Annotated in this window: 26 protein-coding genes and 1 riboswitch; of the genes, 8 read left to right on the top strand and 18 right to left on the bottom strand. The window is 68.1% G+C overall.

Translation table 11 applies throughout. The features are described 5' to 3' along the window. Window positions 1-130: 130 nt before the first annotated feature. Complete coding sequence (locus DFO45_RS11065; RefSeq protein WP_133864911.1) at window positions 131-940, bottom strand: CbtA family protein; 810 nt, start codon at window positions 938-940, stop codon at window positions 131-133. Between the two features lie 78 nt (window positions 941-1018). Next, window positions 1019-1237, bottom strand: coding sequence for a CbtB-domain containing protein (locus DFO45_RS11070; RefSeq protein WP_133864912.1), 219 nt, complete (start codon window positions 1235-1237; stop codon window positions 1019-1021). A gap of 57 nt (window positions 1238-1294) precedes the next feature. Continuing rightward, window positions 1295-1370, bottom strand: a riboswitch (cobalamin riboswitch). Window positions 1371-1460: 90 nt separating this feature from the next. On the opposite strand from DFO45_RS11070, the gene DFO45_RS11075 reads away from it, so the two are divergent. Then, window positions 1461-2063: a histidine phosphatase family protein gene (locus DFO45_RS11075; RefSeq protein ID WP_133864913.1), complete on the top strand. Its 603-nt coding sequence runs from the start codon at window positions 1461-1463 to the stop codon at window positions 2061-2063. Window positions 2064-2075: 12 nt separating this feature from the next. Here the strand turns inward: DFO45_RS11075 and DFO45_RS11080 are convergent, their stop codons facing one another. The 5 genes from DFO45_RS11080 to hemB all read right to left on the bottom strand — a co-directional run bounded on the left by DFO45_RS11080 (window position 2076) and on the right by hemB (window position 6636). Next, window positions 2076-2759: a MarC family protein gene (locus tag DFO45_RS11080; RefSeq protein ID WP_133864914.1), complete on the bottom strand. Its 684-nt coding sequence runs from the start codon at window positions 2757-2759 to the stop codon at window positions 2076-2078. 44 nt (window positions 2760-2803) lie between these two features. Continuing rightward, window positions 2804-3553 (bottom strand): arginyltransferase, encoded by a 750-nt coding sequence (locus tag DFO45_RS11085; protein WP_012170068.1) that lies wholly within the window; start codon window positions 3551-3553, stop codon window positions 2804-2806. Between the two features lie 80 nt (window positions 3554-3633). Continuing rightward, window positions 3634-4170, bottom strand: coding sequence for an RDD family protein (locus DFO45_RS11090; RefSeq protein WP_133864915.1), 537 nt, complete (start codon window positions 4168-4170; stop codon window positions 3634-3636). Window positions 4171-4255: 85 nt separating this feature from the next. Further along, window positions 4256-5509, bottom strand: a complete 1254-nt coding sequence (locus tag DFO45_RS11095) for a branched-chain amino acid ABC transporter permease (RefSeq protein ID WP_166657104.1) — start codon at window positions 5507-5509, stop codon at window positions 4256-4258. 77 nt (window positions 5510-5586) lie between these two features. Then, entirely contained in the window at window positions 5587-6636 is a 1050-nt protein-coding gene (hemB, locus tag DFO45_RS11100; RefSeq protein WP_133864917.1) for a porphobilinogen synthase, read from the bottom strand. Window positions 6637-6907: 271 nt separating this feature from the next. Here hemB and DFO45_RS11105 point away from each other — a divergent pair, with 271 nt between their 5' ends. The 4 genes from DFO45_RS11105 (at window position 6908) to DFO45_RS11120 (ending at window position 10665) form a co-directional block, all read left to right on the top strand. Further along, window positions 6908-7978: an enoyl-CoA hydratase/isomerase family protein gene (locus DFO45_RS11105; RefSeq protein ID WP_245518033.1), complete on the top strand. Its 1071-nt coding sequence runs from the start codon at window positions 6908-6910 to the stop codon at window positions 7976-7978. Next, on the top strand, window positions 7975-8406 hold the full coding sequence (locus DFO45_RS11110; protein WP_012170073.1) for a DUF6163 family protein: 432 nt from the start codon (window positions 7975-7977) through the stop codon (window positions 8404-8406). The genes DFO45_RS11105 and DFO45_RS11110 overlap by 4 nt, the downstream gene beginning before the upstream one ends. Before the next feature lie 174 nt (window positions 8407-8580). Further along, entirely contained in the window at window positions 8581-10056 is a 1476-nt protein-coding gene (locus tag DFO45_RS11115; RefSeq protein ID WP_133864919.1) for a methyl-accepting chemotaxis protein, read from the top strand. A 69-nt stretch (window positions 10057-10125) separates the two neighbouring features. Further along, on the top strand, window positions 10126-10665 hold the full coding sequence (locus tag DFO45_RS11120) for a DUF4142 domain-containing protein (protein ID WP_133864920.1): 540 nt from the start codon (window positions 10126-10128) through the stop codon (window positions 10663-10665). 33 nt (window positions 10666-10698) lie between these two features. Here DFO45_RS11120 and DFO45_RS11125 read toward each other — a convergent pair whose 3' ends face one another. The 8 genes from DFO45_RS11125 to DFO45_RS11160 all read right to left on the bottom strand — a co-directional run bounded on the left by DFO45_RS11125 (window position 10699) and on the right by DFO45_RS11160 (window position 19559). Further along, window positions 10699-11958 carry a Zn-dependent hydrolase gene (locus tag DFO45_RS11125; protein WP_133864921.1) on the bottom strand — a complete coding sequence of 420 codons (1260 nt, stop codon included), beginning with the start codon at window positions 11956-11958 and terminating at the stop codon, window positions 10699-10701. Beyond that, window positions 11958-12953, bottom strand: coding sequence for an ABC transporter ATP-binding protein (locus tag DFO45_RS11130; RefSeq protein WP_133864922.1), 996 nt, complete (start codon window positions 12951-12953; stop codon window positions 11958-11960). The genes DFO45_RS11125 and DFO45_RS11130 overlap by 1 nt, the downstream gene beginning before the upstream one ends. Continuing rightward, entirely contained in the window at window positions 12950-14362 is a 1413-nt protein-coding gene (locus DFO45_RS11135) for an amidase (RefSeq protein WP_133864923.1), read from the bottom strand. Before DFO45_RS11135 ends, DFO45_RS11130 begins: the two co-directional genes overlap by 4 nt. Continuing rightward, window positions 14359-14562, bottom strand: coding sequence for a hypothetical protein (locus DFO45_RS11140; RefSeq protein WP_133864924.1), 204 nt, complete (start codon window positions 14560-14562; stop codon window positions 14359-14361). The genes DFO45_RS11135 and DFO45_RS11140 overlap by 4 nt, the downstream gene beginning before the upstream one ends. After that, window positions 14559-15596, bottom strand: a complete 1038-nt coding sequence (locus tag DFO45_RS11145; protein ID WP_133864925.1) for an oligopeptide/dipeptide ABC transporter ATP-binding protein — start codon at window positions 15594-15596, stop codon at window positions 14559-14561. Before DFO45_RS11145 ends, DFO45_RS11140 begins: the two co-directional genes overlap by 4 nt. A gap of 1 nt (window position 15597) precedes the next feature. Next, window positions 15598-16482: an ABC transporter permease gene (locus tag DFO45_RS11150; protein WP_133864926.1), complete on the bottom strand. Its 885-nt coding sequence runs from the start codon at window positions 16480-16482 to the stop codon at window positions 15598-15600. Window position 16483: 1 nt separating this feature from the next. Further along, window positions 16484-17437 carry an ABC transporter permease gene (locus DFO45_RS11155; protein WP_012170081.1) on the bottom strand — a complete coding sequence of 318 codons (954 nt, stop codon included), beginning with the start codon at window positions 17435-17437 and terminating at the stop codon, window positions 16484-16486. Window positions 17438-17888: 451 nt separating this feature from the next. Then, the gene (locus DFO45_RS11160) at window positions 17889-19559 is read right to left on the bottom strand and encodes an ABC transporter substrate-binding protein (RefSeq protein ID WP_081433946.1); all 1671 of its coding nucleotides are present in this window, start codon (window positions 19557-19559) and stop codon (window positions 17889-17891) included. Between the two features lie 429 nt (window positions 19560-19988). Here DFO45_RS11160 and DFO45_RS11165 point away from each other — a divergent pair, with 429 nt between their 5' ends. The 3 genes from DFO45_RS11165 (at window position 19989) to DFO45_RS11175 (ending at window position 22976) form a co-directional block, all read left to right on the top strand. Continuing rightward, window positions 19989-20216 (top strand): hypothetical protein, encoded by a 228-nt coding sequence (locus DFO45_RS11165; protein WP_244421810.1) that lies wholly within the window; start codon window positions 19989-19991, stop codon window positions 20214-20216. A gap of 108 nt (window positions 20217-20324) precedes the next feature. Beyond that, window positions 20325-21914, top strand: a complete 1590-nt coding sequence (locus DFO45_RS11170) for a hypothetical protein (protein WP_133864927.1) — start codon at window positions 20325-20327, stop codon at window positions 21912-21914. 3 nt (window positions 21915-21917) lie between these two features. Then, a complete protein-coding gene (locus DFO45_RS11175) occupies window positions 21918-22976 on the top strand; it encodes a GNAT family N-acetyltransferase (protein WP_133864928.1) in 1059 nt (352 codons plus the stop codon). A gap of 40 nt (window positions 22977-23016) precedes the next feature. Here DFO45_RS11175 and DFO45_RS11180 read toward each other — a convergent pair whose 3' ends face one another. From DFO45_RS11180 to DFO45_RS11190, 3 genes are all read right to left on the bottom strand, one after another. After that, window positions 23017-24126, bottom strand: a complete 1110-nt coding sequence (locus DFO45_RS11180; protein ID WP_133864929.1) for an SMP-30/gluconolactonase/LRE family protein — start codon at window positions 24124-24126, stop codon at window positions 23017-23019. 230 nt (window positions 24127-24356) lie between these two features. Further along, window positions 24357-25301, bottom strand: a complete 945-nt coding sequence (locus tag DFO45_RS11185) for a glycosyltransferase (RefSeq protein WP_133864930.1) — start codon at window positions 25299-25301, stop codon at window positions 24357-24359. Window positions 25302-25380: 79 nt separating this feature from the next. After that, on the bottom strand, window positions 25381-26328 hold the full coding sequence (locus tag DFO45_RS11190; protein ID WP_012170087.1) for a hypothetical protein: 948 nt from the start codon (window positions 26326-26328) through the stop codon (window positions 25381-25383). Between the last annotated feature and the right edge of the window lie 613 nt (window positions 26329-26941).

Raw genomic sequence — 26941 nt, forward strand, 5'->3', positions numbered from 1 at the left:
GAGGCCTCCCGTGGTTCCTGCGCGCTTCTATCAACGGGCCCGGTTCAGGCGGGCCCGCAGGGTGCCCTCCCGCAGGCGCGAAGGGAACCCCCGATGAGGCTCCTGATCGATGCTTTTCGGGGAGTGCCGTTCAGCGCGCCGGGGCGAGGCGGGGCCGCGAGGAGAGGGGCGCATATTCCACCCAGGCCCCGAAGGCGATGCCCATCACCCCCCACAGCACCGCCTGAAGACCGAGCGCCGACAGGCGGAACTGCCACAGGAGGCTGGCCGAAAAGCCGTCGGGAACCTCGTCGATGGCGGGCAGCAGGGCCATGACGCCGGCGATCACCGCCACATAGACCAGCGCCGCGATGAGGCTGCCGTTCCAGGCCCCGTTGCGGGCGGCCAGGCGGCGGGCGAGCACGACGGCGCCCACCAGAGCGATCAGCGACGCCGAAAGCATGAGGAAGAACAGCCGAGTCCGCAGGCCGATGGTGGCGGCATCGCCCACCGCCGGCGGGTTGGGCGGATATTTCAGCCCCGGCACCAGCACCAGCGCGACGAAGGCGGCGAGCGCCAGCAGGGAGGCTACGGCGCGCGGCGACAGGGCGCCGAGCCGACCGTTGGCGAAGGCGAAGACCAGCGCGAGCAGCCCGCCCATGGCGGCGCCATAGACGGTGAGGGCCACCAGAAGGCCGGGACCGGCCTGCGTGGCGCGGCTGAAGACCTCTTCGTCGGCGGCCGCCGGGCCGTGGTCGTGGGCCTCGCCCGCGTGGGCATGGCCATCATGGCTGTGCGCGGCGGCCGGCGCGGGCTCCGCGTGGCTGTGGCCGCCACTCGCTTCCTCAAAGGCGATGGCGAGCGCCACCTGAGGTTCGCCATAGAGGCGCGCGAAACCGAATGCGACAAGACCCGCGAGGACGCCGACCAGCATCCCGCGCAAAAGAAGAGAACCGACCATGGGAAATCCCCGGCTCAAAGAGGAGCGTGGCCGCGTCCGCAGGGACGCAGCAGCGTATCGTCAGGCGGGAGGCCTGGATCAGTGGCAGGGGAAACCGAGGAGATGGCGGCCGTCGTGGACGAATTCGTGCACGGAGGTGCCGGAGAAGATGGCCGTCGCGCCCTGTTCGGCACCGACGAAATAGACCGCGAGCAGCAGCATCAGGCCGCCGAAAACGGCCCAAGGCAGGATTTCGCCCACCGGGATGGGCGTGGCTGCGGGGCGGGCGAGGATGTCGGAGGAAGCGATCGAGGCCATGGGTCTCTCCGGGGATGACGCGTCCCGAAATGGGAGAAGTGAAAACGTGCGGACCAGGTCTGGCTCTCGGCCCCGCTCAAGGTTGCGGAACCGATCACAGTGGCGCGACCGCGCCGGGTTTGCACCGGCTTCCGATCCGCAGATGAGATGCGACTATGTTACCCGGCGCCGACTCGTGTCAATCGCGGTTTTCCCCTGCCGCAGCGTCCGGAGACACAGGAAAATGACCCGCCGCCTGTTCCTCCTCTCCCACGGAATGACGCCCGCCCTGCGCGCTGCGGCCTTTCCGGCGGACGAGGCTCTGGAAGCCGGCGCGCTCATGGCCGCCCGCGCGCTGCCGTCTGTTTTGCCGCGCGCCCACCTGCTCCTGTGTGCGCCGGAGCGACGGACGCGGGAGACGGCCGAAGCCGCGGGGCTTGCGGCTTTACGGGAGGAGCGGCTGGCGGACTGGGACTGTGGCCGCTGGCGCGGGCTTGGTTTTGATGCTTTGGCGGCGGCGGAACCCGCCGCCGTGTCTCGCTGGCGGAATGATCCGGAAGCGGCGCCCCATGGCGGTGAGAGCCTGCTGACGCTTCTGGCGCGTCTGCGCGGCTGGATCGACGACCTTCATCGGGAGCGGGGCAGCGAGCGCGTGCTGGCCGTTACCCATCCCGCCGTGGTCCGGGCGATGGTCGTCGCAGCGCTCGATCTGCCGCCGGCGGCCTTTTGGCGGCTCGATGTGCGGCCGCTGACGCTGACGGAACTGCGTGGCGGCAGGGGGGGCTGGAACCTCCTCACCTTCGCGGCGCCGCTCGGCCGCGCGGCGGCAGAAGCCGGCGAGGCCTGAACCGGGCGTCGGTCAGCCGTGGACGGGCAGACTTGAGACGAGATCGCGGATGCCCAGCCACATGATCTGCATGCCGATGCAGAGCAGGATGAAGGCGAACAGACGCACCAGCACGTTGGTGCCGTTGGGTCCGAGGAAGCGCTCGATATCGCTGGCATAGCGATAGGCGAAATAGACCGAGGCCGAGACCGCCGCGATGCCCGAGAGCGCCCCCATGGCCTCGATGATCATATGGCCGTAGCCGTCCGCCGGATTGAACGTGCCCTGCGAGCCGAGCGCGATGGCGGTGGCGATGGAGCCGGGGCCCATCGTAAGGGGCATGGTGAGCGGATAGAAGGCCTGCTGCTCCACCCGCAGGACGTCCACGTCCCGCGTTGCGGTGGCGTCCGGCGCCTTCTCCGCGCTCGCGTCTCCCTGATGCAGGATGTTCCAGCCGACGAAGGTGACGACGAGCCCGCCCGCCACCCGCAGCACCGGCAGGCTGATGCCGAAGAAGGTGAGGATGCGCGAGCCCGCCACCAGAGAAACCACCAGCAGGATGAAGCCATAGATGGCCACCTTCATGGCCAGCGAGGCGCGCACCTGCGGCGCGCAGGCGCGGGTCATCTCATAGAAGATGGGCGCGCCGCCGAGCGGGTTCACGATGGGAAAGAGGGCGGCGAAAACCGCCACGAAGATGTTGATGAACTGGCTCAAGCCGCCCCCCGGCCTTGGTCTTTAAGGTTTTGAAGGACCTTCGACTATTCGTCCACGCGCTCCCAGCCGTGGGGCGAAAGGCGCTCCTGCGGCAGGAAGCGGCGCTTGTAATCCATCTTGCGCGAACCGTTCACCCAATAGCCGAGATAGACATAGGGCATGCCCATCTCCTTGGCCTTGGCGATGTGGTCGAGGATCAGGAACGTGCCGAGCGAACGCTCGGGAATGTTCGGATTGTAGAAGGAATAGACCATGGACAGCCCGTCGCCGAGAATGTCGGTGAGGGCGACGGCGAACAGGTCGCCGGTGCCGCGCCCGTTGATGCGGCTGTCAGGCCCCCGGCGGCGATATTCCACCAGCCGGGTCTGCACATGGGTGTCCTCCACCATCATGGCGTAGTCGAGCACGCTCATGTCCGCCATGCCGCCGGAGCCGTGGCGGGACGTCACGTAGGAGCGGAAGAGGCCATACTGCTCGGAGGTGGGGCTCGGCGGGCGCAAGGCGCCGATGAGATCCTCATTCTCCTTCAGCGTGCGGCGGAAGGAGCGCGAGGGCACGAAGTCATCGACGCAGATGCGAACAGAGATGCACGCCCGGCAGCCCTCGCAGGCGGGGCGGTAGGCAATGGACTGGCTGCGCCGGAATCCGCCCTGGGTGAGCACGTCATTGAGCGCACCTGCGCGTTCACCCACCAGATGGGTGAACACCTTCCGCTCCTCCTTCCCCGGCAGATAGGGGCAAGGGGAGGGGGCGGTCAGATAGAATTGCGGCGTGTCGCGCGAATGTTCGGTCACGGCACCCAAGCCTCGGATGCCACAGCATCGCATCCGCGAATCGAGTCGGTCAAAGACTTATCGAACCGGACAGGATGCATTTATCGCCAGCGCCGCAGCGATGCGGCCCGGGCCTCCGTGTTCACGACCAACGTTCCGAGGGCGAAATCGTGCAGGAGCCGGCGCCGGCCGTTGAACAGCGCCACCAGCAGCACGAAGGGCGTGAAGAAGCTGACCGACACCCAGAACAGCACCGCATGCGCCGCGCCGAGCACGGAATAGGCCGGCGCGCCGTACCAGGTGCGCATCTGGATATCCATGAGGCGCATGCCGAGCGTCGCGGAGGCCGGGGCGCCGAGCGTCAGGGCGTTGTAGCAGATCGCCCATACCACAAAGGCCGGACTGAGCAGCGGGAACAGCATCCAGCCGAGGCTCAGCGTCACGAGGCCGAACACGAAGATGAAAATGGCCAGGAGGCCGATGGGCGCGGTGATCATCACCGCGTCCACAAGGAAGGCGAGCGCCCGGCGCGCGAGCACGCCCTCGAAATATTCCGGCTGGGCCACGGGATCATAGGCATGGGGCCGCACGCCCTCATAAGGCGCCGACCGGCCGTTGTCCTGCGAAGTGTAGCTCATGGCTTCCGCCTCCTCGGGCACAAAGGTGGTGGTGCCGTGCGGCAGGCGCAAGGCGCGGCGCCCGAAGCGCAGGCGCGCGGGGGACCTAAAGATTGCGCGTGCCGGAGCCGAACAGGCCCTCCGGCCGCGCCACGAGCCCAAGAATGAGGAGGCCATAGAGCGCCACGTCGCGCCAGGCGATGTCCCAGAGCGACGACCAGCCGCCCTCCAGCGCCCCGACAAGCAGGCCGCCAGCCGCCGCCCCGCCGACTGAACCGACGCCGCCAAGGATGGCGCCGGCCAGCGTTTTCAGGGTCAGCGGCAGGCCGAGGGCCGCGTCCACATTGCCGAAGACGAGCACGAGGCTGGCGCCAGCTAGCCCCGACAGGGCACCGGCGAGGAGGAAGGTGGCCCCGAGCAGCCGGCTTGGTGCCACGGCACACAGCGAGGCCATCAGCGGATCGTCGCGGAAGGCCCGCCAGTCCCGTCCGAAGCGGCTGAAGCGCAGCAGTGCGAGAACGCCGGCCACGCCGCATCCGGAGGCCAGCGCGCCGCTGATCAGGGCGGGCGTCACCGTGGCCGTGAAGGCGGCACTGCCGGCGAGCGGGACCGGGGTGTGAACGAGGCGCGGGAGCCAGAGGCCGGATCCGCTCTGGGCCAGCGTCATGGCCTCACGCAGCACCAGGGCCAGACCGATGCTGGCGATGATGACCGCCTGCGAGGCGTCTCGCCGCTCCGCCATCCGCCGCAGGACAAGGCGGCCGAAGGTGAGCATCCAGAGACCGCCCGTGGCGGTGCCCGCCACCAGCCCGAGCAGGAGATGGGCCAGCGTGAAGGCGCCGGTCGCCGGAGCGAGAGCGGCCACCGCCAGCATGGCGCCGCCGCCGGCCACAGCGATCTCGCCCATGGCGAGAATGATCCGTCCGGTCAGCCCATGGATGAGGGTGAAAGCGGCGGCGAGCGCCGCATAGGCTGCCATGTTCGGCAAGGCGTTCAGCGCCTGCTGGAGCCCGTAGGCCCATGGCGTCGGAAGGCGAAAGAGAGCGGAATGGGCAGGGAAGCCCGCGCCCCCGCCCGCCTCCAGCCACCAGCGCTTGAGGATAAACAGGCGAGCCTCGCCGAGATCGCCCTCGATGGTGGTGACGCCCACCAGATCAAGCCGCCCCGGCCCGGTGGGGGCGGTGAAGCGGCAGGTGATGCGGTCCGGCCGGGCGGCCGTATCCTCCGGGGTGCGGGCGAAATAGGCGAGAGTGACGCCGCTCGATCCGGCCTCGGCCGGCCGGCTCTCCACCCGCTCGATGCGGGTGCCGTCCGGCAGGAGCGCTGGCAGCACCCGCTCGCACAGGCGCGCCTGATCCACGTCCACCACCGAACCGCAGCCCGCGCACAGCAGCGCGAGCAACGGCCAGAGGCAAAGCGGAAGGCGCGCCGCCGGTGTCACGCGCCGGCGGCGAGCCGCTCGGCCACGCGCGGGGCGAAATAGGTGAGGATGCCGTCGGCACCCGCCCGCTTGAAGGCGATGAGGCTCTCCTCCACCACGCGGCTGCCGTCGAGCCAGCCGTTGCGGATGGCGCCTTCGATCATCGCGTACTCGCCGGACACCTGATAGGCGTAGGTGGGCAGCGCGAAGGCCTCCTTCAGGCGATAGACCACGTCCAGATAGGGCAGGCCGGGCTTCACCATCAGCATGTCGGCGCCTTCCTCAATGTCGAGGGCAGCTTCCCGGATCGCCTCAGCGCCATTGGCGGGGTCCATCTGATAGGTGCGCTTGTCGCCGATGAGGGTCTTGGAGGTGCCGATGGCATCGCGGAACGGACCATAGAAGGCCGACGCGTACTTGGCCGCATAGGACATGATCTGCACGTCCTCGAAGCCCGCCTTGTCGAGGCCGAGGCGGATGGCGCCGACGCGGCCATCCATCATATCGGAGGGGGCGATCACATCGGCTCCGCACTGGGCCTGGACGATGGACTGGCGCACCAGCACTTCCACCGTCGCGTCATTGACGATGCGCTCGCCGTCCATGAGGCCGTCATGGCCATGGCTGGTGTAGGGATCGAGCGCCACATCGGTGATGAGGCCGATCTCCGGCACGCGGGCCTTGATGGCGCGCAGCGCGCGGCAGACGAGATTGTTGTCGTTCAGCGCCTCGGAGCCATGCGGATCGCGCAGGCCCGGCTCTGTGTAGGGGAAGAGCGCGAGGGCGGGAATGCGCAGCTTTGCCGCCATTTCCGCTGCGCGCACCGCCTCGTCGATGGACAGGCGCTCGACGCCCGGCATGGAGGCCACATTCTCGCGCACCTTCTCGCCTTCGACGACGAAGATCGGCCAGATCAGGTCATCGACGGTGAGCGTGTGTTCGCGCACCAGCCGCCGGCTCCAGTCGCTCTTGCGGTTGCGGCGGGGGCGGGTGACGAGATCGAGGGACTGGCCGCCCGCTGCCTTCGCGGGATCGATGGAGTGGAGGCGGGCGGGGGAAACAGTCATGGTCAATCTCGCTTCTGGCACCGGCCGACCGGGCGGGGCGGCGGGCGTTATCCGGCGCGCGGGCGGGGAGGGCTTCGGCCTCTTGCAGAAGCTCCGGGCGGGCGCACAAAAATGCCGCAACGGCAGGCATCGCGACTGGCTCTTTATATCGTCTCGAAACAGCGTGCGCGAGGGCTGCGATGCCGCGCCCTTGCGCTTCCGCCCGCTCGCGTTGACGCTGGCCTGCGCGGGGTCTAACCCTGCACCGTCCTTTCAGCGGCGAGGAGCCCCCGTGACCCCTGAGCCCGAGGTTCTGTTCGAGCGCCGCGGCGCAGCCGGCCTCATCACCCTCAATCGCCCCAAGGCCCTCAACGCTTTGACGCATGCCATGGTGCAGGCCATCGATCCGCAGTTGCGGGCGTGGGCACGTGACCCTGGCGTGACGCGGGTGATCCTGAAGGCGGCGGGCGAGCGCGCCTTCTGCGCCGGCGGCGACGTGCGGCAGATCTATGATCTCGGCCGCGCGGGGCGGCAGGCGGAGGCTCTCGCCTTCTGGCGCGAGGAATATGTTCTCAATCATTTGATCGGGACCTATCCCAAGCCCTTCGTCTCGCTCATCGACGGCATCTGCATGGGCGGCGGCTTCGGCCTCTCCGCCCACGGCACCTATCGGGTGGGCGGGGATCGCTATCTCTTCGCCATGCCGGAAGTGAACATCGGCCTCTTTCCGGATGTGGGCGGCACCTATGTGCTGCCGCGCCTGCCGAAGGCGGCGGGCGTCTATCTGGCTTTCACCGGCAACCGCATCAAGACCGCCGACGGCCTGCACGTGGGTCTGCTGACCCATGCAGTGCCCTCCGCCGGCATGTCCGCTCTGGAAGAGGCGCTGTGCGCGGGCGGCGCGGTGGCTGAGGTGCTCGCCGCCCATGCGGTGGACCCGGGTCCCGCGCCCATTCTCGCCCATGAAGCCTTCATCGCGGAGGCCTTCGCTTCGGCCGATCCGTTCGCAGTGCTCGCCGCCCTCGATCAGGCGGCGGAAAGAGGCGGGCCGGAGGCGGATTTCGCGCGCGAGACCGCGGCGGCCCTGCACACCAAATCGCCTACCAGCCTGGCGATCGCCGCCGAGCAGATGCGGCGCGGCCCTGATCTCAGCCTGGGCGAGGCCCTGAAAGCCGAATTCCGCGTCGTGACCCGCGTCGCCCATGGCCATGATTTCTACGAAGGGGTGCGGGCGCTGCTGGTGGACAAGGACAATACGCCCCGCTGGCAGCCGGCGCGTCTCGCCGATGTGGATCCTGCCGCCATTGCGGCGCATTTCGATCCCATTGCCGAAGAACTGGAATTTCCGGCCGGAACCGCATGAGCCATTACGACCCCATCGATGCCAGCGCCCGCGCGCGCATGGAACGCCTGACGCCCTGGCGCCGGCGCCTCGTCTTCTTCCTGCGCGCGGTCGCCTTCTTCCTGCTGCTGGAGGGCATCTACCACTGGGCGATGATCTGCGGCGTCGGCGACGGGCGCGAGACGCGCTTCGAAAGTCTGCCCATGGCGGCGCAGGGCGTCGTCATCTGGTCGGCCATCATCGATCCCATCGCGGGCGTCGGCCTGTGGCTCGGGGCCGGATGGGCCGTGGTGCTCTGGCTGCTTGCCACCGCCAGTCAGGTTGTGGTCGGCGCTTGGGCGCCCGACGGCATGTCGCGCCTGCTGGTCTTCACCCTGTTCGAGGTAGCCCTCGTCATCGCCTATGCGGTGCTCTCCATCCGCGCCGCGCGGGAGAGCGATCAGGATTGACGCCAACCCGCCGCTACGTTGCCCGGCGGCGGTTGGATGTATGATCATAACGCTTGCGAAGCAGTTTCACGCAAGGTCCGGTGCCTACACAACCTTTAGTCGTATGGTGGCGCTGGAACACGATCGCGGTCTTGTCTGGACGGCGGCACCCCACACGAGAAAAAGGGGGGCTCCATGGCCGTTGCCGCATTTCCGTTTCGCCGTGACACCGCTTCGATCGGTGCAGCGGCGCAGTTCCTCGACAATCTGCCTTCCGCGGTCATGCTCTGCGAACCGCAGAATCTGGTGATCTGCTATCTCAACAAGGCTTCGGTCCAGCTCCTCAAATCCATCGAGCATGTCCTGCCCGTGAAGGCGGACCGGGTGCTGGGCTCCTCCATCGACATCTTTCACAAGAACCCTTCGCACCAGCGCCGCCTCCTCGCCGATCCGAAGAACCTGCCCCACACCGCGCGGATCAAGGCGGGCGACGAGATCCTTGAGCTCAACATCAATGCGGTGCGCGACGCCGGCGGCGCCTATGCCTATGTGCAGCTCACCTGGAGCGTTATCACCAAGGCTGTCGAGCATGAGGAGAAGACCGAGCGTCTGCTCCAGATGATCGAGGAAATGCCGATCAACGTGATGACCTGCACCCTCGACGATTTCCGCATCGATTTTGCGAATCGCGCCAGCCGCGAGACGCTCAAGCGCATCGAGCAGTATCTGCCGGTGAAGGCCGCCGATCTCATCGGCACCTCCATCGACGTGTTTCACAAGGCCCCGGCCCACCAGCGCCGGATGCTCGCGGACCCCTCGAACCTGCCGCATCAGGCCAACATCAAGGTCGGACCCGAGACGCTGCGCCTGCGCGTTTCGGCCATCAAGGACCAGAAGGGCAACTATGTGGGCCCCATGGTCACCTGGGCGGTGGTCACCGAGAGCGTTGCGCTCGCCAACAGCGTCAACGAGGTGGTCGGGTCCATGACCGACACTTCGGCCGAGATGCAGCAGTCCAGCTCGCGCCTGCTCGAACTGACCCAGAGCTCCGACCAGACGGCAGCGGCCGTCTCCGCCGCGGCGGTGGAGATGTCCGCCTCCTTCGACGAGATTTCCAGCCAGATCCGGCAGGCCACGGGCATGTCGCAGGATGTGGCCGAGCGCGCCCGCTCGACCGACCAACTGGTGAGCGGCCTCACCGAGAGCGTGGAGCGCATCGGCGCCTTCACGGCCCTCATCGACAAGATCGCCGCGCAGACCAACCTTCTCGCGCTGAACGCCACCATCGAGGCGGCGCGCGTGGGCGAGGCCGGCAAGGGATTCGCGGTGGTGGCGCAGGAGGTGAAGGCGCTCGCCATGCAGACGGCGAATGCCACGCAGGACATTCGCCAGCAGGTCTCTGCCGTCCAGACCGCCAGCGAGGCAGCGGCGACGGCCGTCTCCGACATCTCCGGCAACGTGCGCCAGTTGAGCGAGGTCTTCACCGCTCTGTCGGCGGGCGTCGAGGAACAGGTGGTCACCAACCGTTCGGTGAGCCAGATGATCACGGGCGTCTCCGACACCACCGGCGAAATCCGGGACGCCGCGCTGCGGGTCCGCTCGGTTGCCGATCAGGTGGGTGGGTGCGCGGGACGGCTCACCAACGAGGTGGGAACGCTTCTCAAGACCTGATCCGGGCCGCCGCGCGGAACAGGCGGGCGGAGCATTGGTTGATCTCCCGGGGCACCGAGGAGGTCACCCATGACCATCGCCCGCACGCGCCATCCGGCTGCAGCCTTTGCCTGTGCCCTGCTTGTCGTCCTTACAGCGCTGTTGCCGCAGAAGGCCGCGGCCCAGCTTACAGGCACGCTCTCCGGGCCGCGCTTTGTCGAAACCGCCGCCATCGCCGGTCTGTTCGAGATCGAGGCCGCGAAGCTTGCGCTGACCCGCAGCCGCAATGAGGCGGTACGCCGCTTCGCCCAGCAGATGGTGGACGACCACACCCGCATCGCCGCCGACCTGAAGCGCGCCGCCGTCGCCGCCAATGGCGACATATCCGTGCCGTCGGCACTTGATGCCGAGCACGATGCCCTGTTGCAACGGCTGAAGGCGGTGCCGGAGCGCGAGTTCGACGCGCAATATGTGGCGACGCAGAAGACCGCCCACGAACAGGCCGTGGGCCTGTTCGGCGCCTTCGCCCGCCAGGGCGACCAGACGGCGCTGAAGGAGTTCGCGCAGCAGACGTTGCCCATGCTCCAGCATCATCTGGAGCAGGTGGAGAAGATCGCCATCAACACCTGAGCGGGAAAGGGCGGCGCTCCGCCCCTCTCCTCGTCAGGCAGCGTTCGCGACGCCGGCCAGCGACAGCACCGTGTGCAGCAGCACGTTGGCGCCGGCCGTGCAATCGGCCTGCGTCGCGTCTTCCAGCTCGTTGTGGCTGAGGCCGTCCTTGCAGGGCACGAAGATCATCGCGACCGGCATCCTGGTGGCGAGGTTGAAGGCATCATGCCCCGCACCGGAGACCATGGGCCGGTTGCTGTAGCCGAGCCCTTCCGCCGCCTCGCGGATGGCGCCGATGACCTTCGGGTCGAAATGGGTGGGGTCCTTGCGCCACACCTGCTCGATCTCCACCGTGACGCCCTTGCGGCCGGCCGCGATCTCCGTCACGGCAGCGGCAAAATCCGCCTCCAGCGCCTTCAGAATCCCGGCATGGGGCGAGCGGAACTCGCACGTGAAGTTCACCTCGCCTGGAATCACATTGCGCGAGGGATTGGCGATGGTGACTTCGCCCACCGTGCCCACCGCATCCGGCCCATGCTTGCGGGCGATGGCCTCCACCGCCAGCACGATCTGGGAGAAGGTGGCGAGCGCGTCGCGCCGCAGCGGCATGGGGGTGGAGCCCGCATGGCTCTCGAAGCCGGTGATGTGGCCGTCGTACCAGACGATGCCCTGACCATGCTCAACGACGCCGATGGTCTTGCTCTCCGCCTCCAGGATCGGCCCCTGCTCGATATGCAGTTCCACGAAGGCCTCGAACGGCTGGCTGCCGACCGGGGCCGCGCCCACATAGCCGATGGCCTCCAGCGCCTCCTTCACGGTGACGCCCTCCGCATCCTTGCGGCCGAGAATATTCTCCACCGTGAAGTCGCCCACGAAGGCCGCCGAGCCCATCATGGCCGGGGCGAAGCGGGAACCTTCCTCATTGGTCCAGTTGGCGACGCAGAGCGGCGCTTCTGTCTCGATGCCGGCATCATTGAGCGTGCGGACAACTTCCAGCGCCGCCAGCGTGCCGAGGATGCCGTCGAACTTACCGCCTGTGGGCTGCGTGTCGAGATGCGAGCCGAGGCCGATGGGCGCGCGGGAAGGATCGCGGCCCGGCCGCAGGGCGAACATATTGCCGAGCGCGTCCACGGTGACGGTGCAGCCAGCGGCCTCGCAGGCGGCCTTGAACCAGTCGCGGACCTTCCGGTCTTCCTGAGACAGGGTGAGGCGGCGCACGCCGCCCTTGGGTGTTGCGCCGAAGGCGGCGGTCTCAAGGATGGTGCCCCAGAGGCGGTCGCTGTTGACGGGCAGATTGGACGGCTTTTCGGACATCAGGTCACCGGGACGTTTTCTTCAGCCAGCACGCACCTTACGACCCGACCGGGGGCGAGTTCCACAGCCGGAGGCAGGCGTTCACGGCAAATCTGCCGCGCGAAATTGCAGCGGGGGGCGAAGGAGCAGGAGGCGGGCGCCTCCGACAGCGAGGGCGGGGTGCCGGGAATGGTTTCAAGCCGCGCGCCGCGCTTCGCCCCGTGGACGGTCGAGGCGAGCAGCCCGCGGGGATAGGGATGCTGGGGGCTGCGCACGATGTCGCGCATGGAACCCGTCTCGACGATCTGGCCGGCATACATGACGGCCACGCGGTCGCAGATCTCGATGGCGACGCCGATGTCGTGGGTGACGAAGATTACCGACATGCCCATCTCCCGCTGAAGCTCGCGCAGCAGCAGGAGGATCTGGATCTGCACGGTGGCATCAAGCGCCGTGGTGGGCTCGTCCGCCAGCAGCACCTGCGGACGGCAGGCGAGCGCCAGAGCGATCATGGCGCGCTGGCGCATGCCGCCGGACATTTCATGCGGATAGGCGTCCAGCCGGCGCTTCGCGGAGGGGATGCGCACCAGTTCCAGCATCTCCAGCGCGCGGGCGCGGCCGGCGGCGTGGCTCGCGCCCTCATGGCGCATCACCGATTCGGCGATCTGGTCGCCGATCGTATAGACGGGATCGAGCGCGAGAGCCGGTTCCTGGAAGATCATGGAGACGGTGCGGCCGCGAAAGGCCGAGAGCGCATCGTCATCGAGCGCCAGCACGTCCTGCCCGGCGACGCGGATGCGGCCGGAAATCTGCGTGCGCTTCTTCGGCAAGAGGCGCATGAGGGCGCGCATGGTCACGCTCTTGCCAGAGCCGGATTCCCCCAGCAGCCCCAGCACCTGGCCCTTGGGCAAAGAGAGCGAGACGCCGTTCACCGCATGCACCGTGCGCTCGCCGGTGAAGCGGATGGTGAGGTCGTCGATCTCGACGAGCGGGGCTTCGGCCGTGGTCTGGCTCATGCGGGCAGCTCCGGCGTGGCGAGATGGAAATCGGTGGCGCGCTGGAAGCCGGCGCCGATGCGCAGCAGCACGTCCTCCGCGAACGGGCGGCCGATGAATTGCAAACCGATGGGCAGGCCGCTCGCGGTACGGGCGACGGGCACCACCAGCGCCGGCAGGCCGAGATAATTCACCGGACGGGTGAAGCGCGTGATGCCCTGAATGACGGCCTCCGCGTTGAAGCTGCCGCCCACGTCAGTCTCCGCCAGAGTCGGAGAGGGCGCGGGGCAGACGGGCGCCAGCACCGCATCCACCTCCGTCACCGCCGCGAGATGAGCGGCAAGGGCCGGGCCGCGCCAGCGCAGGGCCTCCAGATAGGCGACGCCGGAGAAGGCATGGCCATTCTCCACCCGCGCGCGGACCTGCGCGCCATAGTCCTGCGGCCGCTTCCGCAGCCAGGGCAGATGGATAGCGCTCGCCTCGACCCCCAGCAGAACCTGCGCGGCGGCGGAGAGCTGGCGCTGGTCGGGCAGCGACACGCGCACGATGTTCGCGCCCTCGCGCACCAGCGTGGCGATGGTCGCATCCATCGCCGCCGCCGTGTCGGGCGAGATGTCGTCCACATAGAAGCTGTCGGGAATGCCGATGGTGAGGCCTGCAAGGCCGCCCTTGGTGGCGGCGACATAATCGGGCAGGTCGCCGCCGATCGTCGTCGGGTCCGCCGGATCGGCCCCGGCCATGAGGCCGAGCAGCAAGGCGGCATCTTCGGCGGTGCGGGTCAGTGTGCCCACCGTGTCCAGCGAGTGGGAGAGCGGCATGGCGCCGAAGCGGCTGACGCGCCCCACCGTGGTCTTGAGCCCGGTGACGCCGCAGAAATGGGCCGGCATGCGCACGGAGCCGCCGGTGTCCGAGCCGAGCGCAGCAAAGGTGAGCCGCGCCGCCACCGCCGCGCCGGAGCCGGAGGAGGAGCCGCCGGGCGCATGGGCGATGTTCCACGGATTGTGGCAGTCGCCATAATGGACATTGTGGCCGGTGGGCCCGAAGGCGAATTCCACCATGTGCAGCGTGCCGAGCCGCACGGTGCCCGCCGCCTTGATGCGGGCCAGCGCCGTGGAACTGGTGTCCGGCACGAAGCTGCGGCGAATTTCGGTGCCGCAGGTGCACACCTTGCCTGCCTCGTAGAACATGTCCTTGTGGGCCAGCGGCACGCCATGCAGCGGGCCGGCGCTCTCGCCCTTTGACAGGGCGGTATCGGCGGCGTCTGCGGCTTTGAGAGCTTCCTCCGCCTCAAGGGCGATGAAGGCGTTGAGGTGCGGCTGCCAGTCGGCGATGCGGTCGAGGCAGGCCTGCGTCGCCTCGCGGGAGGAGACCTGCCGGTTGGCGATGGCGGCGGCGATCTCGGTCAGCGACAGCGTGGCGATGTCAGTCACTTCTGTGTCTCCGCCGGGCGCTGGGTCACGAGGAAGGTGGCGGGCTCAAGGTCGAACGGCAGGCTTGCCGCGACGGGTGCGAAGAGTTCGACGGCGGGGCCGACCGCATGGGCAATGCGCGCGGCCGTCTCCGGAGCAAGTTCCAGCTGCACCTGTCGGGCGTTGGCGGTGACGGTGTCAGCGGTGGGACGTTCAATCATGCGGCAGTCTCGGCGGCGGGGGCGCGGCTGTGGCCGGACCCTGGAATGACCATGTGGCAGGCGGCTTGATGGCCTTCGGTGAAGGCATCGGAGAGCTTCGGCACGCTGCTCTCGCACACCGCCTCGCAGAAGGTGCAGCGGGTGTGGAAGCGGCAGCCGGAGGGCGGGTCGATGGGGTTCGGCGGATCGCCCGTGATGGGCGCGACTTCGGTGCGCCGGTCCGGATCGCTCGCCGGCATGGCGGCAAGGAGGGCCTGCGTATAGGGGTGGGCCGGGCTGTCCCACACCGCATCCACCGGCCCCAGCTCCACCACCTGCCCCAGATACATCACCAGCACGCGGTCGGAGATGTAGCGCACCACGTTGAGATCGTGGCTGATGAACAGATAGGTGAGGCCGAACTCGCGCTTCAGGTCCATGAGCAGGTTGAGCACCTGCGCTTCAACGGACTTGTCGAGGGCCGAGACGGATTCATCGAGGATGACGAGGCGCGGGTTGAGGGCGAGCGCGCGTGCGATGTTCACGCGCTGGCGCTGGCCGCCCGAGACCTCGTGCGGATAGCGGTTGGCGAAGGTTTCGGGCCTAAGGCCCACCTTGGTGAGGAGATCGCGGGCGAGTGTGCGGGCTTCCGTGTCGCCCATGCCGTGCACCTTCGGGCCGAAGGCGATGCTCTCCTCGATGGTGAGGCGCGGGTTGAGCGAGGCGTAGCTGTCCTGGAACACCATCTGCATGGCGCGGCGCAATTCGCGCAGGCTCATGGCCTCGCCCACCAATTGGCCGTCGAAGACGATGTCGCCGGCATTGCGGGGCATGAGCTGCATGAGCAGGCGGGCGGTGGTGGACTTGCCGCATCCGCTCTCGCCGACGATGCCCACCGTCTCGCCCTTGGCGACGGTGAAGGACACATCGTCCACCGCCTGCACCACCTTCTTCCTGGCGAAGAGGCCGCCGCCCACGGGGAAGTGCTTTACGAGGCCCTTCACCTCCAGCAGGGGCTGGGCGGCGCCGCCAATGTCTTCAAGCTGCTCCAGCATGTCAGTTCCTGATGTCCATGGCGCTGCGCAGGCCGTCGCTCAAGAGGTTGAAGCAGATGGAGACGGCGAAGATCATCACGCCCGGCATGGCGGCCACCCACGGGTTCACATAGATGGCGGTGCGCAGGGTGTTGAGCATCAGGCCCCATTCCGGCTCCGGCGGCTTGGTGCCGAGGCCGAGGAAGGAGAGGCCGGCGGCCAGGATCATCGACACCGAGATGAGGCCGGTCGAATAGACGAAGATCGGGCCGAGCACGTTGCCCAGCATGTGCACGCGCATGATGGTGAGCGCGCCGGCCCCCGAGGCGCGGGCGGCATCCACGAAATCGAGATTGCGCACGCCGGTCGTCACGCTCTCCGCCACGCGGGTGATCTGCGGCACGAACACCACCGTGAGCGAGACGATGGAATTGACGATGCCCGCCCCCAGCACGCCCGAGATGGCGATGGCCAGCAGCACGGAGGGGAAGGCATAGAACACGTCCACGGTGCGCATGATGGCGGTGTTGAGCCAGCCGCCCGCATAGCCGGCCACGAGGCCGAGGCTGGTGCCGATGATGAAGGCCAGCACCACCGGCAGGATGCCGATGAGCAGCGACAGGCGCCCGCCATAGATGAGGCGCGAGAGCATGTCGCGGCCGAGTTCGTCGGTGCCGAGCGGATAGCCCGGCGTGCCGATGTGGCGCAGCCGGCGCACCATGGAGCCCTGATAGGGATCGGCGAGGTGCAGATAGGGCGCGAAGAGCGCGGCCAGCAGGATGGCGAGCAGGACGAAGGCGCAGACCATGCTCACCTTGTCCCGCGTGAGGCGGCGGCCGACGGTCGCCCAATAGCCGCGCGCCTTCTGCGCCGGCGCGGCCTGAAGCGCGGTGTCCGTTGCGGTCATGTCAGGCCCGCTTGATGCGCGGGTCGATAGACGCCTGGGCGATATCGACCACGAGGTTGAGGAAGACGAAGAACAGCGCCAGCACGAGAATGGTGCCCTGAAGCAGGGGCAGGTCGCGCTGGAAGATGGCCGAGTTGAGCAGGAAGCCCGTGCCCGGCCAGGAGAACACCGTCTCGATGAGGATGGAGCCCCCGAGCAGATAGCCGAGCTGGAGGCCCATCACCGCGATGGCGGTGGGCGCGGCATTCTTCACCACATGGCGGAAGACGCGGGTTTCCCGGAGGCCCTTGGAGCGCAGCGCTTCAACAAAATCCTGGGAGAGGATGTCGCCGGTGAGGGCGCGGATGGTGCGCGTGACGATCCCCATGGGGATCACCGACATGGTGACCGCGGGCAGGATGAGGAACTGGATGTGCGCCCAGTCCCAGTGCCATTCGCTGGAGCCGCCGGGCCCGGCGCCCACCGCCGGCAACCAGCCGAGCGTGACCGAGAAGATGATGACCATCACCATGCCCAGCCAGTAATGGGGGACGGAGACGCCGGCGACGGCGATGGAGGTGGCGAGCTTGTCGAGCCAGGTATCGCGGAAATAGCCGGCCACGAGGCCGAAGAAGACGCCGAGCGTGAAGCCGATGAGCGACGCGGCGCAGGCGAGGATGAAGGTGTTCTGCACCGCCCGCATCACCTCGGAGAAGACCGGGCGGCCGGTGGCGATGGAGGTGCCGAGATCGCCATGCAGCGCCTTCCAGACCCAGAGGCCGAACTGCACCGGCAGCGGCCGGTCGAAGCCATAGGCGGCCCGCAGCTGGGCGGCGAGTTCCTGCGAGGCGTCGGCGGGCAGGATGGCCACCAGCGGATCGCCGGGCGTGATGTGCACCAGGAGGAAGCACACCAGCGCGACGCTGAGCACGATGGGGATCACATAGATGATCCGGCGGGCAATATAAGCGAGCAAGAGACCACCCTGGGCGGTTGGACTGTGACGGCCGGTTCCCCGGCTGGACCTCACCCGCGTGCGGGGGAGGGGAGGGCGCACCCTCTGGTGTTGCGGGCGGGGGGCGGAAGCCTTGCGGCTTTCCCCCTCCCCAACCCTCCCCGCAGGCGGGAGAGGGGGCCTGTCGCGTGGAGCGGGTGGCGTGCGCCCGAAGCGGGTGGGCAGCTCCCTCCCCCCTTGAGGGGGGAGGGCGGGGGAGGGGGGTAAGACCCTCTCCGCTGTGGGCTGTTGCCCTATCGAGCCATGCCTGATCGTCATGCATTCGAGAGGAGAGGGAGCGTTCGGCCACAGCCGTTCTACCCCCCCCACCCAATCCTCCCCCGCAAGGGGGGGAGGGCTTTTCGAGGTGTCCGCCATTTCCGAGCGATGATGAGCGAGCGCTCCTCAAATGCCGGTCAGCGCCAACAAACCCTCAGGGCGCCACCACCACGGGCGAGAAGTCCACGAACCAGCTCTTGGGCTGCACGAGGCCGGAGACCTTCGGGCTCAGCGCCCGCGGGCCGACGTCGTGGGCCACATAGAGGAAGGCCGCGTCGTCCACGGAGGCCGCGTGCAGTTCGGCCAGCGCCGCGTCGCGCGCCGCCGGGTCGAAGGTGGAGCGGGCCTTCTTCACCAGTTCGTCGAACTTGGGGTTGTTGATGAAGCCCCAGTTGTTGGAGGTGGGCGGCGCCATGCCGGACTGGAGGAAGCGCACGAGGGCGAAGAAGGGGTCCATCGCCGCATAGGTGACGTTGATGGCGTTCGAGCCGTTGGCGCTCGGGTCCTTCGCGCCACGGCGCCAGTTGGTGAACAGCGTGTTCCACTCGATGACGTCGAGCTGGACGTCGAAATAGCACTCGGCCAATGCCTGCTGGAGATATTCGTTCATGGGCAGCGGCAGCATCTGGCCGGAGCCGGAGGCCGACGTCTGGATCTTGACGGTGAGCTTCTTGCTGGGGCCGAAGCCGGCCTCCTGCATCAGCTTCTTGCCGGCTTCCGGATCATACTTGATCTGGAAGGTCGGATTGCCGCGCCACGGGTGGCCGGGCTCGACCGTGCCGGTGGCCGGCGCCATCAGGCCGCCGAGCAGGCCGTCGCGCATGCCCTCGCGGTCCACGCACAGATTGGCCGCCTTGCGCACGCGGATGTCGTTCCAGGGCGAGCCCTCCACGCGGGAGAACTGCCAGGGCCACACGTGCGGCTGCTCGTTGGAGCGGATCATGAAGCCGCGCTGGCGCAACTGCGGCAGAGCGTCCGGCGCCGGAGCCTCGATCCAGTCCACCTGTCCGGCGAGGAGGGCCGCCGTGCGGGCATTGGCCTCCGGCATCGGCAGGAGCACCATCTTGTCGGTCTTGGGCACGCGGCCCTTGTCCCAATAGTCGGTGTTCTTCACCAGCTCGAGGCGCTCGCGCGGCACGAACTTGGACATCTTCCACGGGCCGGTGCCGGAGGCATCCTTGGCGAAGGCGGCCCAGGCGGCCTGCGATTTCGCCTTGGCGTCGGCGCCCTCGGCCGCGTCAAAGAACTTCTTCCACTGGGTGGGGCTCGCCATGAAGAGGTTGGTGATGTTGTAGGGCAGGAAGCTGTCCGGCTCCTTGGTCACCAGCTCAACGGTCAGGTCGTCGATCTTCTTCGCCGAGACGAGGGTCGGCATGCGCGAGGCGGTCACGCCCACCTGGCTGGCGTCGAACTGGGGGGCGCTCTGGTTCAGCACCTTGTCCACGTTCCACACCACGGCATCGGCATTGAAGGGCGAGCCGTCGTGGAACTTCACGTCGGGACGCAGCTTGAAGGTCCACTTGGTCTTGTCGGCATCGTCCACCTTCCATTCGGTGGCGAGGCCCGGCACCAGAACCGAAGGCTTGGTGGCGGAGGACAGGTCCCAGTTCACCAGCGCGTCATACATGGTGAGGCCGGTGAAGCGGTTGCCCTCGAAGCCCTGGTCCGGCTGTCCGAGGGTGCGCGGGATGTCCGCCGCTGTCATGCCGATGCGCAGCGTGCTCTCGGCCAGCGCCGCGCCCGAGACGAGCGTGCAGCCGGTCAGAAGGGCGGCCGCGAGCGTGAGCGGCAGACGGTGGGCAGGCCTCTTTCGGATAGACAGCATGGGCAAGCTTCCCCTGTGGTTCGACAGGTTCTAAGCAACGGCTGTGCCAAGGTTGCGGACGTTGCGTAAGGTTGGGCGCAAACGGAGAAAAAGCAGACGATCTGTCGATAAATTGAGGAAATGCCCATGTTTTGGGCATTCGGATTGAGGCAGTCGCCCGTAGCGGCGGCAAAGGGAGGTCAGGACGCCTGGGGCTGGTGCTCCCGGAGGGGCCGCAACGGTCGTTGGTGCGTACTTCTGCCGCGCCGGCCATCCGGGTGGCAGACGAGTTGCGACCACTCCTTAGGCACACGGGTGACCGGTCAAGACGCCGCCTTGCCGGACCGTGGCCTTCCGCTATCCTGCACATGGGCCGCAGCGGCCCGAGAGAAGAGGCCGGCAGGTGCTTCGACCGGTCCGCGGCGGCAGCCGCAGTCAGTGAGGATACCCATGGGCGGAACCGCAAAGACGATGCGCCAGCCGGAAGGCCAGTTCATCGAGGCACTCGGCGTCATCGAGACGGTCGAGAGTGACAATATCGTGCGGTGGGATGGGAAGATGCTCTATGTGGAGCAGGACATCTACCACAACGGACAGCTCGTCCATTCCAAGTACCGCCGCCGCGTGACCCGTGATGTGGCCGTGGCCCTGCTCGACATCCTGCGCGAGAACCACTGAGGTCCGGGCACGACGTGACGCGCGCCCGGCGGCGCGCGTATCATCCGCGACGGGATCGAAGGAACGCCGGGCCGCCTCGCGCGGCGGTCCGGTCCATGGGCGGATGGAATGGCGGGCAAGCTGAAGGTGGGCGTCGTCCTCGAGCCGGGGGATGTACCCGAGTGGATCCACCGTCTCCTGGATGACATTTCCGGTGGCGACGTCGCGGAGATCGCGACGATCGCCCGGGACACGGTGCCCGCTCCGGCGGTTCTGCCGGCCCTGGCGGCAGCGGTGCGGGCGGATGCGGCCCGCACGGCCGGCGCACCCGATCCCCTCATGCGCCGCCCCCTCTCCTTGCCGGAGCACACCCCGCGCGGGCCCGAACCGCAACTCGACCTCGTGCTCGACTTCGGCGGAGGCGCCGGCGCAGCGCAACCCTCCCGGCTCGGCACCTTCCATCTCGCCTTCGACGGCGAGCGTCTGCTGGCCGAATGTGCCGCCCTGTTCCGCGCGGTGGCCGACGGCGCGCTGAGCTGCGATCTTGCATTGATCCTGACGCCGGCCGGGGGAGGCGCACCGCTCGTGGTCGCGCGCTCCACGTCCCATGTGAATGACCGCTCGTTCTGGCGCACCCGCGCGCCCGTGGCCTGGAAGGCGCGGGCGCTGGTGCGGCGGGCGCTGGATCGGCTTGCCCGCATCGGCGGCGAAGCCTTCTGCGCCGAGGCGCGCGCCACCATTGACCAGACGCTGCCGCCGCTACCGGGGCCGGTTTCAGCGGCCGAGTTCACCCGCTTCCGTCTGCGCCACTTCTTCCGCCGCTGCCTCGTGCCCTATGTGCTGGTGCGGGACCAGTGGCGCATTGGCCTTCGCCGCCGCACGGACAAGGATCCGCCCTGGGGCAGCCGCGCCTGGGCGCAGGGCTTCCGCTTCATCGAGGCGCCGCCCGGCCGCTTCTATGCCGATCCGTTCCTGTTCGAGCGGGACGGTCGCACCTTCCTCTTCTACGAGGATTGGGAGTGGGCGGAGGGCAAGGCCATCATCTCCGTGTCCGAGGTTTCGTCGGCCGGCGAGATCGGCCCGGCGCGGCCGGCGCTCGTCACCAGCTATCACCTCTCCAATCCCTTGGTGTTCGCCGCCGAGGGCGAGATCTACATGATCCCTGAGACGCTCGCCCGCCGGCGGGTGGAGGTCTATCGCGCGGTGGATTTCCCCACCCGCTGGGAACTGCATTGCCTGCCGCTGACGGACATCGACATCGTCGACCCCTGCGTGGTGCGCGAGCCGGACGGCTGGCTGATGTTCGCGGCCGTGCTGGATTATGGCGGCTCCGGCTGGGACGAGCTCCATGTCTTCCGTGCCACGGCGCTGTGCGGGCCATGGACGCGCGTGGGCGACAATCCGGTCCTCTCCGACGTACGCCGGGCCCGGCCCGGCGGTCGCATGTGGTGGCAGGGCGGGAAGCTGCGGCGGCTGGCGCAGAATTGCGCGGGCGGTTATGGCGCGGGTCTCGGGTTGTATGAGGTCGAGCGGCTGGATGCGGGCGGCTATCACCAGCGCACGGTGGCCGAGGTGAATGCGTTCGATTTCCGCATGAATGGTGTTCATGCCTATGACGCCACCGACCGCTTCGAGGTGGTGGACGGCCGGCATTATCAGGCGGTGCTGGGCGGCCGTGCCTTTTACTGGCCGTTCCCGCGCTGGTTCGGAAAGCACTGACCCATGCCTGCCCCCAAGAGCCCCACACCTCAGCCCGCCGCTCCCCACCCGTCCGCGTCCCTGTGGCAGCCGGTCCTCGCCGAACACCGGCACATTCCCGGCATCCTTGCGCTCTACCAAACCGTCTGGGGCCGGCCGATCGCCGAGGACGAACTGCGCTGGAAGCTGTTCGATGGGCCCTATGGCCCGCTGGCGTCCGTTGCCATGATCGAGGAGCGCTGCGTCGGCCTTTATGCGGTCATCCCGACCCCGCTCCTGCTGGACGGCGCTCCCGTGATGGGCGCCCAGTCCGTGGACACCATGACCCATCCGGAGTTCCGGCGGCAGAACATGTCCGTGACACTCGCCCGCCATTGCTATGCGGAGGCGACGCGGCGCGGCTACGCCCTCGTCTATGGCGTGCCGAACGAGAATTCCTATCCCATGTTCATGTCGAAGCTGGGCTGGCGGCATCTCGACACGATGACGAGGCTCGCCCGCCCGCTGGCGGCGCCGCGTGCCGTGCCGCGGCTGCTGGCGCCGCTCGCCGATGCGGTCATTGCCGCGCAGGTGCGCCTCTCCGGTGCGGCCGCTCCGGTCCATCTCGACCGTGTGGGGCGGGGAACGCACTTTGTGCCGCCGCCTCCCGTCGGCGGCGCCGCCCGCTGCCGCGTGCACCACACGCCGGAATGGCTCGCCTGGCGTTACGGTGCCGCGCCGGGCGCGTCCCATGAGCGGCTTGTGCTCGGCCCACAGACGGCCCCGGAAGCGCTCGCCGTCTTCGACATGGCGCTGGACGATAACGATCCCGCCGGCCGGCCGCTGCTGCGCATCAGCCTGCTGCTCGGCGCGCCCGAAGCGCGGGCGCGGGCTGCCCGCGCGCTTCTGCGCCTTGGGCTCGAGCGCGGGGCGCGGTCCGCCATCTTCGTCTCGTCCGATCCCGAGACCCACGCGCTGCTCCGCCCGCTGGGCTTCCGGCCGCGCGAGGGGATGCCGCTGGCGTTCGGCGCGCTGGCGCGTCCGATGGAGCGTCTGCCGGACCGGGCAGGCGAGATGGCATTCGAGGGCGGCGACCGGGACTGAGGGATGAGGCGCGCAGCCACGAAGGATGCGCGCCCGGTGCTCAGCAGAAATGCGCGCCGCGGGTCTCCACATAGACCGCATAGAGCGACTGGCTCGCCGCCATGAAGAGGCGGTTGCGCTTGGCGCCGCCGAAGCAGACGTTGGCGCAGATTTCCGGCAGGCGGATCAGGCCGATGCGTGCGCCGTCGGGGGCGAAGACATGCACCCCGTCATACCCCTCCCCAACCCACCCGACACCGGCCCACACATTGCCGTCCACATCCACCCGCAGGCCGTCGGCGAAGCCAGACTTTCCGTCCATGGTGGTGTCCGCGAAGGTGCGGGGATTGCTCAGCTTTCCGCCATCGAGGTCATACTGCCAGATGATATTCTTGGCGTTGGGATAGTGGGTGATGCCGGTGTCGCAGACATAGAGCTTCTTGTAGTCGGCGCTGAAGGCGAGGCCGTTGGGCTTCAGCGGTTCGTCCGCCACCTTCGTCACCTGCCCCGTCTGCGCGTCGATGCGATAGACGGCTTCCTTCTGAAACGGCTGGACGGAGCCGGTGTTCGCCCGCTGTCCCTCATACAAGCTGTTGGCACCATAGCCGGGGTCCGTGAACCAGATGGACTTGTCCACGGGATGGACCACGGCGTCGTTCGGTCCGTTGAGTTGCTTGTCATTCGCCCGCTCCGCCAGGACGGTGGCGGTGCCGTCATGCTCGTAGCGCACCACCCGCGTGCGCTCGCAGGTGATCTGCCGGCCTTCCGTGTCGAAGGTATTGCCGTTGCTTTCGTTGGAGGGCTGGCGAAAGCGGTCCGAGACCCGGTTCACATCGTCGAGGTAGCGCAGTTGCCGGTTGTTCGGAATGTCGCTCCAGACGAGATAGCGGCCCTGTGCATTCCAGGCCGGCCCCTCCGCCCAGAGACAGCCGGTGAACACCCTCTGGATGGCGGTGTTTCCGACCTTCGCCTTGAAGCGCTTCTCGTCGATGATGACGATGTCCGGATCGGGATAGCGCTGGGGCGGGGCATTGGGTCCGAAGTCGCGGCCGAGCGCGCTTCCGCCGAGCGCGACCGTCGCGGCAAGCCCACCTGCGGTGCGCAGGAGATGGCGACGGTCCATGGACGCCGGAGACGGGCGGTCTACCGGCGAAAGATCGGGATGAGGCATGGCGTTTCCCTTGCTGGCACATATGGCCGGCACGCCGCCCCATGACGGACAGCGGCGCGCAACCCTCTGCGGGGTCAGGGAAAAGCTGTGGCTCGTCTATGGCATCAAGATGTCGCGCTGTTGAATGTGTCGTTCATATTCGGAAATATTCTATTTCTCTGACAAGGTGGAGGTATTTTAATAGATTTATTCGTCAGATTTTCTCGCGGTTGCAATATTGCGTCGCGGCATTATTTCAATCTCAGCACGCGGGCCAGATCATAAGCGGCATCGCGGGCGGCATTGGCGTTCGGTGCCATCAGGAAGGCCGCCGTCTGCTGGCAGAAGGCCCGGACGCGTTGGTCCCGTTCGCGCGACAGCATGGCGTCCGAGGTCAGCAGGCGCGCCTGCGCGATGCGTCGGTAGGGCTGGGGAATGCGGCTCGGGTCCGGTACGCGCTCGCGGAAGATCTGGCGCACCGAGCGCACCAGTTCCGCCGTGTCCTTGGAGGCGGAGCCGGGGCGCTTGAGATAGCGCGTTGAACACACCGTATCGCACCAGACATTGCCCGTGGCGGCGAGCTTCAGCCACAGGTCCCAGTCCTCGCCGATCCGGTAGCGCGTGTCGAAGCCCCCCACCGCCTCCAGCGCGCTCTTGCGGGCGATCACGGTGGAGGTGCCGCAGACGGTTTCGGCGAGGATCATGGCGAAGGCATCGGGCCCGAGGTCCAGAAGCCCCGTCCGTCCGCCGATCCATTCCCGGAAGAAGGGCCAATAGGTGAACTGCCTGCCCAGCTCCTCGCCCTCGGGCGTCACCGAGACCACGTCCGCAAAGGCAAGGACGACGGAGGGATCGCGCTCCATCAGGTCCATGCGCGCGGCCACCACGCCGGGCATGTATTGGTCGTCCGCATCGAGAAACCCGATGATCGGCGCCCGCGCCACCGCAATGCCGGCATTGCGCGCGGCCGACACACCGGCGGGTTCATGCACCAGAACCGTGAGCCAGGGATCCTTTTCCGCTTCCGCGCGCAGGAAGGCGTCGCTGCCGTCCGTCGAGCCGTCATCCACCACCACGATCTCGATTGGGCCGAAAGGCGCGGGGGCTCCGGCCTGGGCGCGGATGCTGGCGAGAGCGGCCGGCAGGTAGGGGAGGCAGTTCCGGGTGGGAATAACCACGCTGAGGCGGGGCGTCATGCGGGCAGGGGACCGGGTGGCGGTAGGATCGCAGGAGCAAGCTTAGAGCGCGGGGGCGGGCAGGGAAAGGCCACCCCTATCAGCTCTTTGGCGTCATCCGGGCCAGCGCTTCGCGCCCCGCATCGCCGAACAGCAGGAAGATCGCGCAGAAGAAGTCGGTCAGGGCCGAGCGGACCGGGGCCTGCAACTCCACCGTGGCACCGTCGCCGTCGGAAACCCGCCGCAGCAGGCCCTCGGCTTCGGCATCGCGCAGCATCTTCAGCACGTGGGCGCGCGAGACATGGAAGCGCCGGCCGAGCGCAGCCACCGGGATCTTCAGCGGTCCGGACGGCGGGAAGGGTGAGCCTTCGGGTGCCGAAAGCGTCAGCGCCAGCAGCATGACGAAGCCGCAGTCGCGCGCCGCGAAGAGTTCGAGCGGCGGGGTGAAGTCCAGCACCCGCCATCCCGCGCGGAACCGCCGCATCAGCGCTTCCGAAAGGCCGGCGCGAAACTCGGGCTCTTCGATGCGGGCCAAAGCCTGCACGCCGATCTCGTCCACCAGCGCGATCGATCCGAACACGTCGCTCCAGCGGGCCGTGTAGTCGTCGAGCAGTGCCTGCGTGGGGGACAGGGGGCGCTGGCGCCGGTCCGCATCGGAGGGAAGGTCCGGCGTCGGTTCGATATAGCCGGCCCAGCGCATGAGCAGCAGCATGGCCTTCGCCCGGCCGCGGCTGCACATGCCGGTCTCCTGGCAAAGGCCGATGATGCGCCCGGCGGTGAGCCGCGTTCCCGATGCGTCCGGATTGGTGTGCAGATACAGGACCATGATGGCGAAGATCGCACGGGCCCGGTCATTCAGCACCCGGTTCGCGATCCGGTTGCCCTCGTAGCGGCGCACCAGGCTCGATGCCATCTGACGGGAGACCTGGCCGATCTCCGGGTGGAGACGAAGTGCGGCAATCCTCTTCCGGACCACGTCACGCTCCGGATCGTCCGACCGCAGGCTGGTCACCGAGGCGGCGTTCTTGTGTCGATGCACGGTGGACATGCCTCGTTATCCCTGCATCCCGACCTTTGCCACCAGAACGCTCCGACCGCCCCGCGCAGGGCTTCCGGACATGGCCAGAAATCGCCATTGCCGCTCCTGCGACCCCATTCTACCCCTCTCCGCACGGCATTAGCCAGCGAGAGAGATCATGGGGCGCAGCCACTTTAAGTCATTCCTGAGCCTTGCGGCTGCTGGGGTGTGTTTCAGCCTCGCCTCAACCATCCCGACGGCAAGCTGGGCTGTGGTTTATTGCAAGACTGCAGGGGTTCCGCAAGGCTGCGTGCAGCGTCCCACACGGGTCGTCTACTGCACGCGCCCGGGTTATCCCGCAGGATGTGTCGCCAAGGGAAATGGCACCGGTGTGGGCGTGATGCCCGGCGCGGGCGCGGGGGCAGCGGGTGTCGGTCTGGCACCGGGGCCTGGCCTCGCCGGCGACGGCGTCAACACCGGCGGCCCAGTGAACCGCGCGGGGGTGCGTTAGGAAGCGTCCCGGCCGGATCGGCTGCCGATCTTGCCGGAGCGCTTTCTGTCAGAGGGGAGAGGCTGATCGTCAGGGGCTGCCGCGTGTCGGCATGTCCCGAATCAGACGCTCGAAAGCCGCGTGTATCTGCGG

Origin of the sequence: Azorhizobium sp. AG788, assembly GCF_004364705.1 — a bacterium.
GTDB classification, from domain to species: Bacteria; Pseudomonadota; Alphaproteobacteria; order Rhizobiales; family Xanthobacteraceae; genus Azorhizobium; species Azorhizobium caulinodans.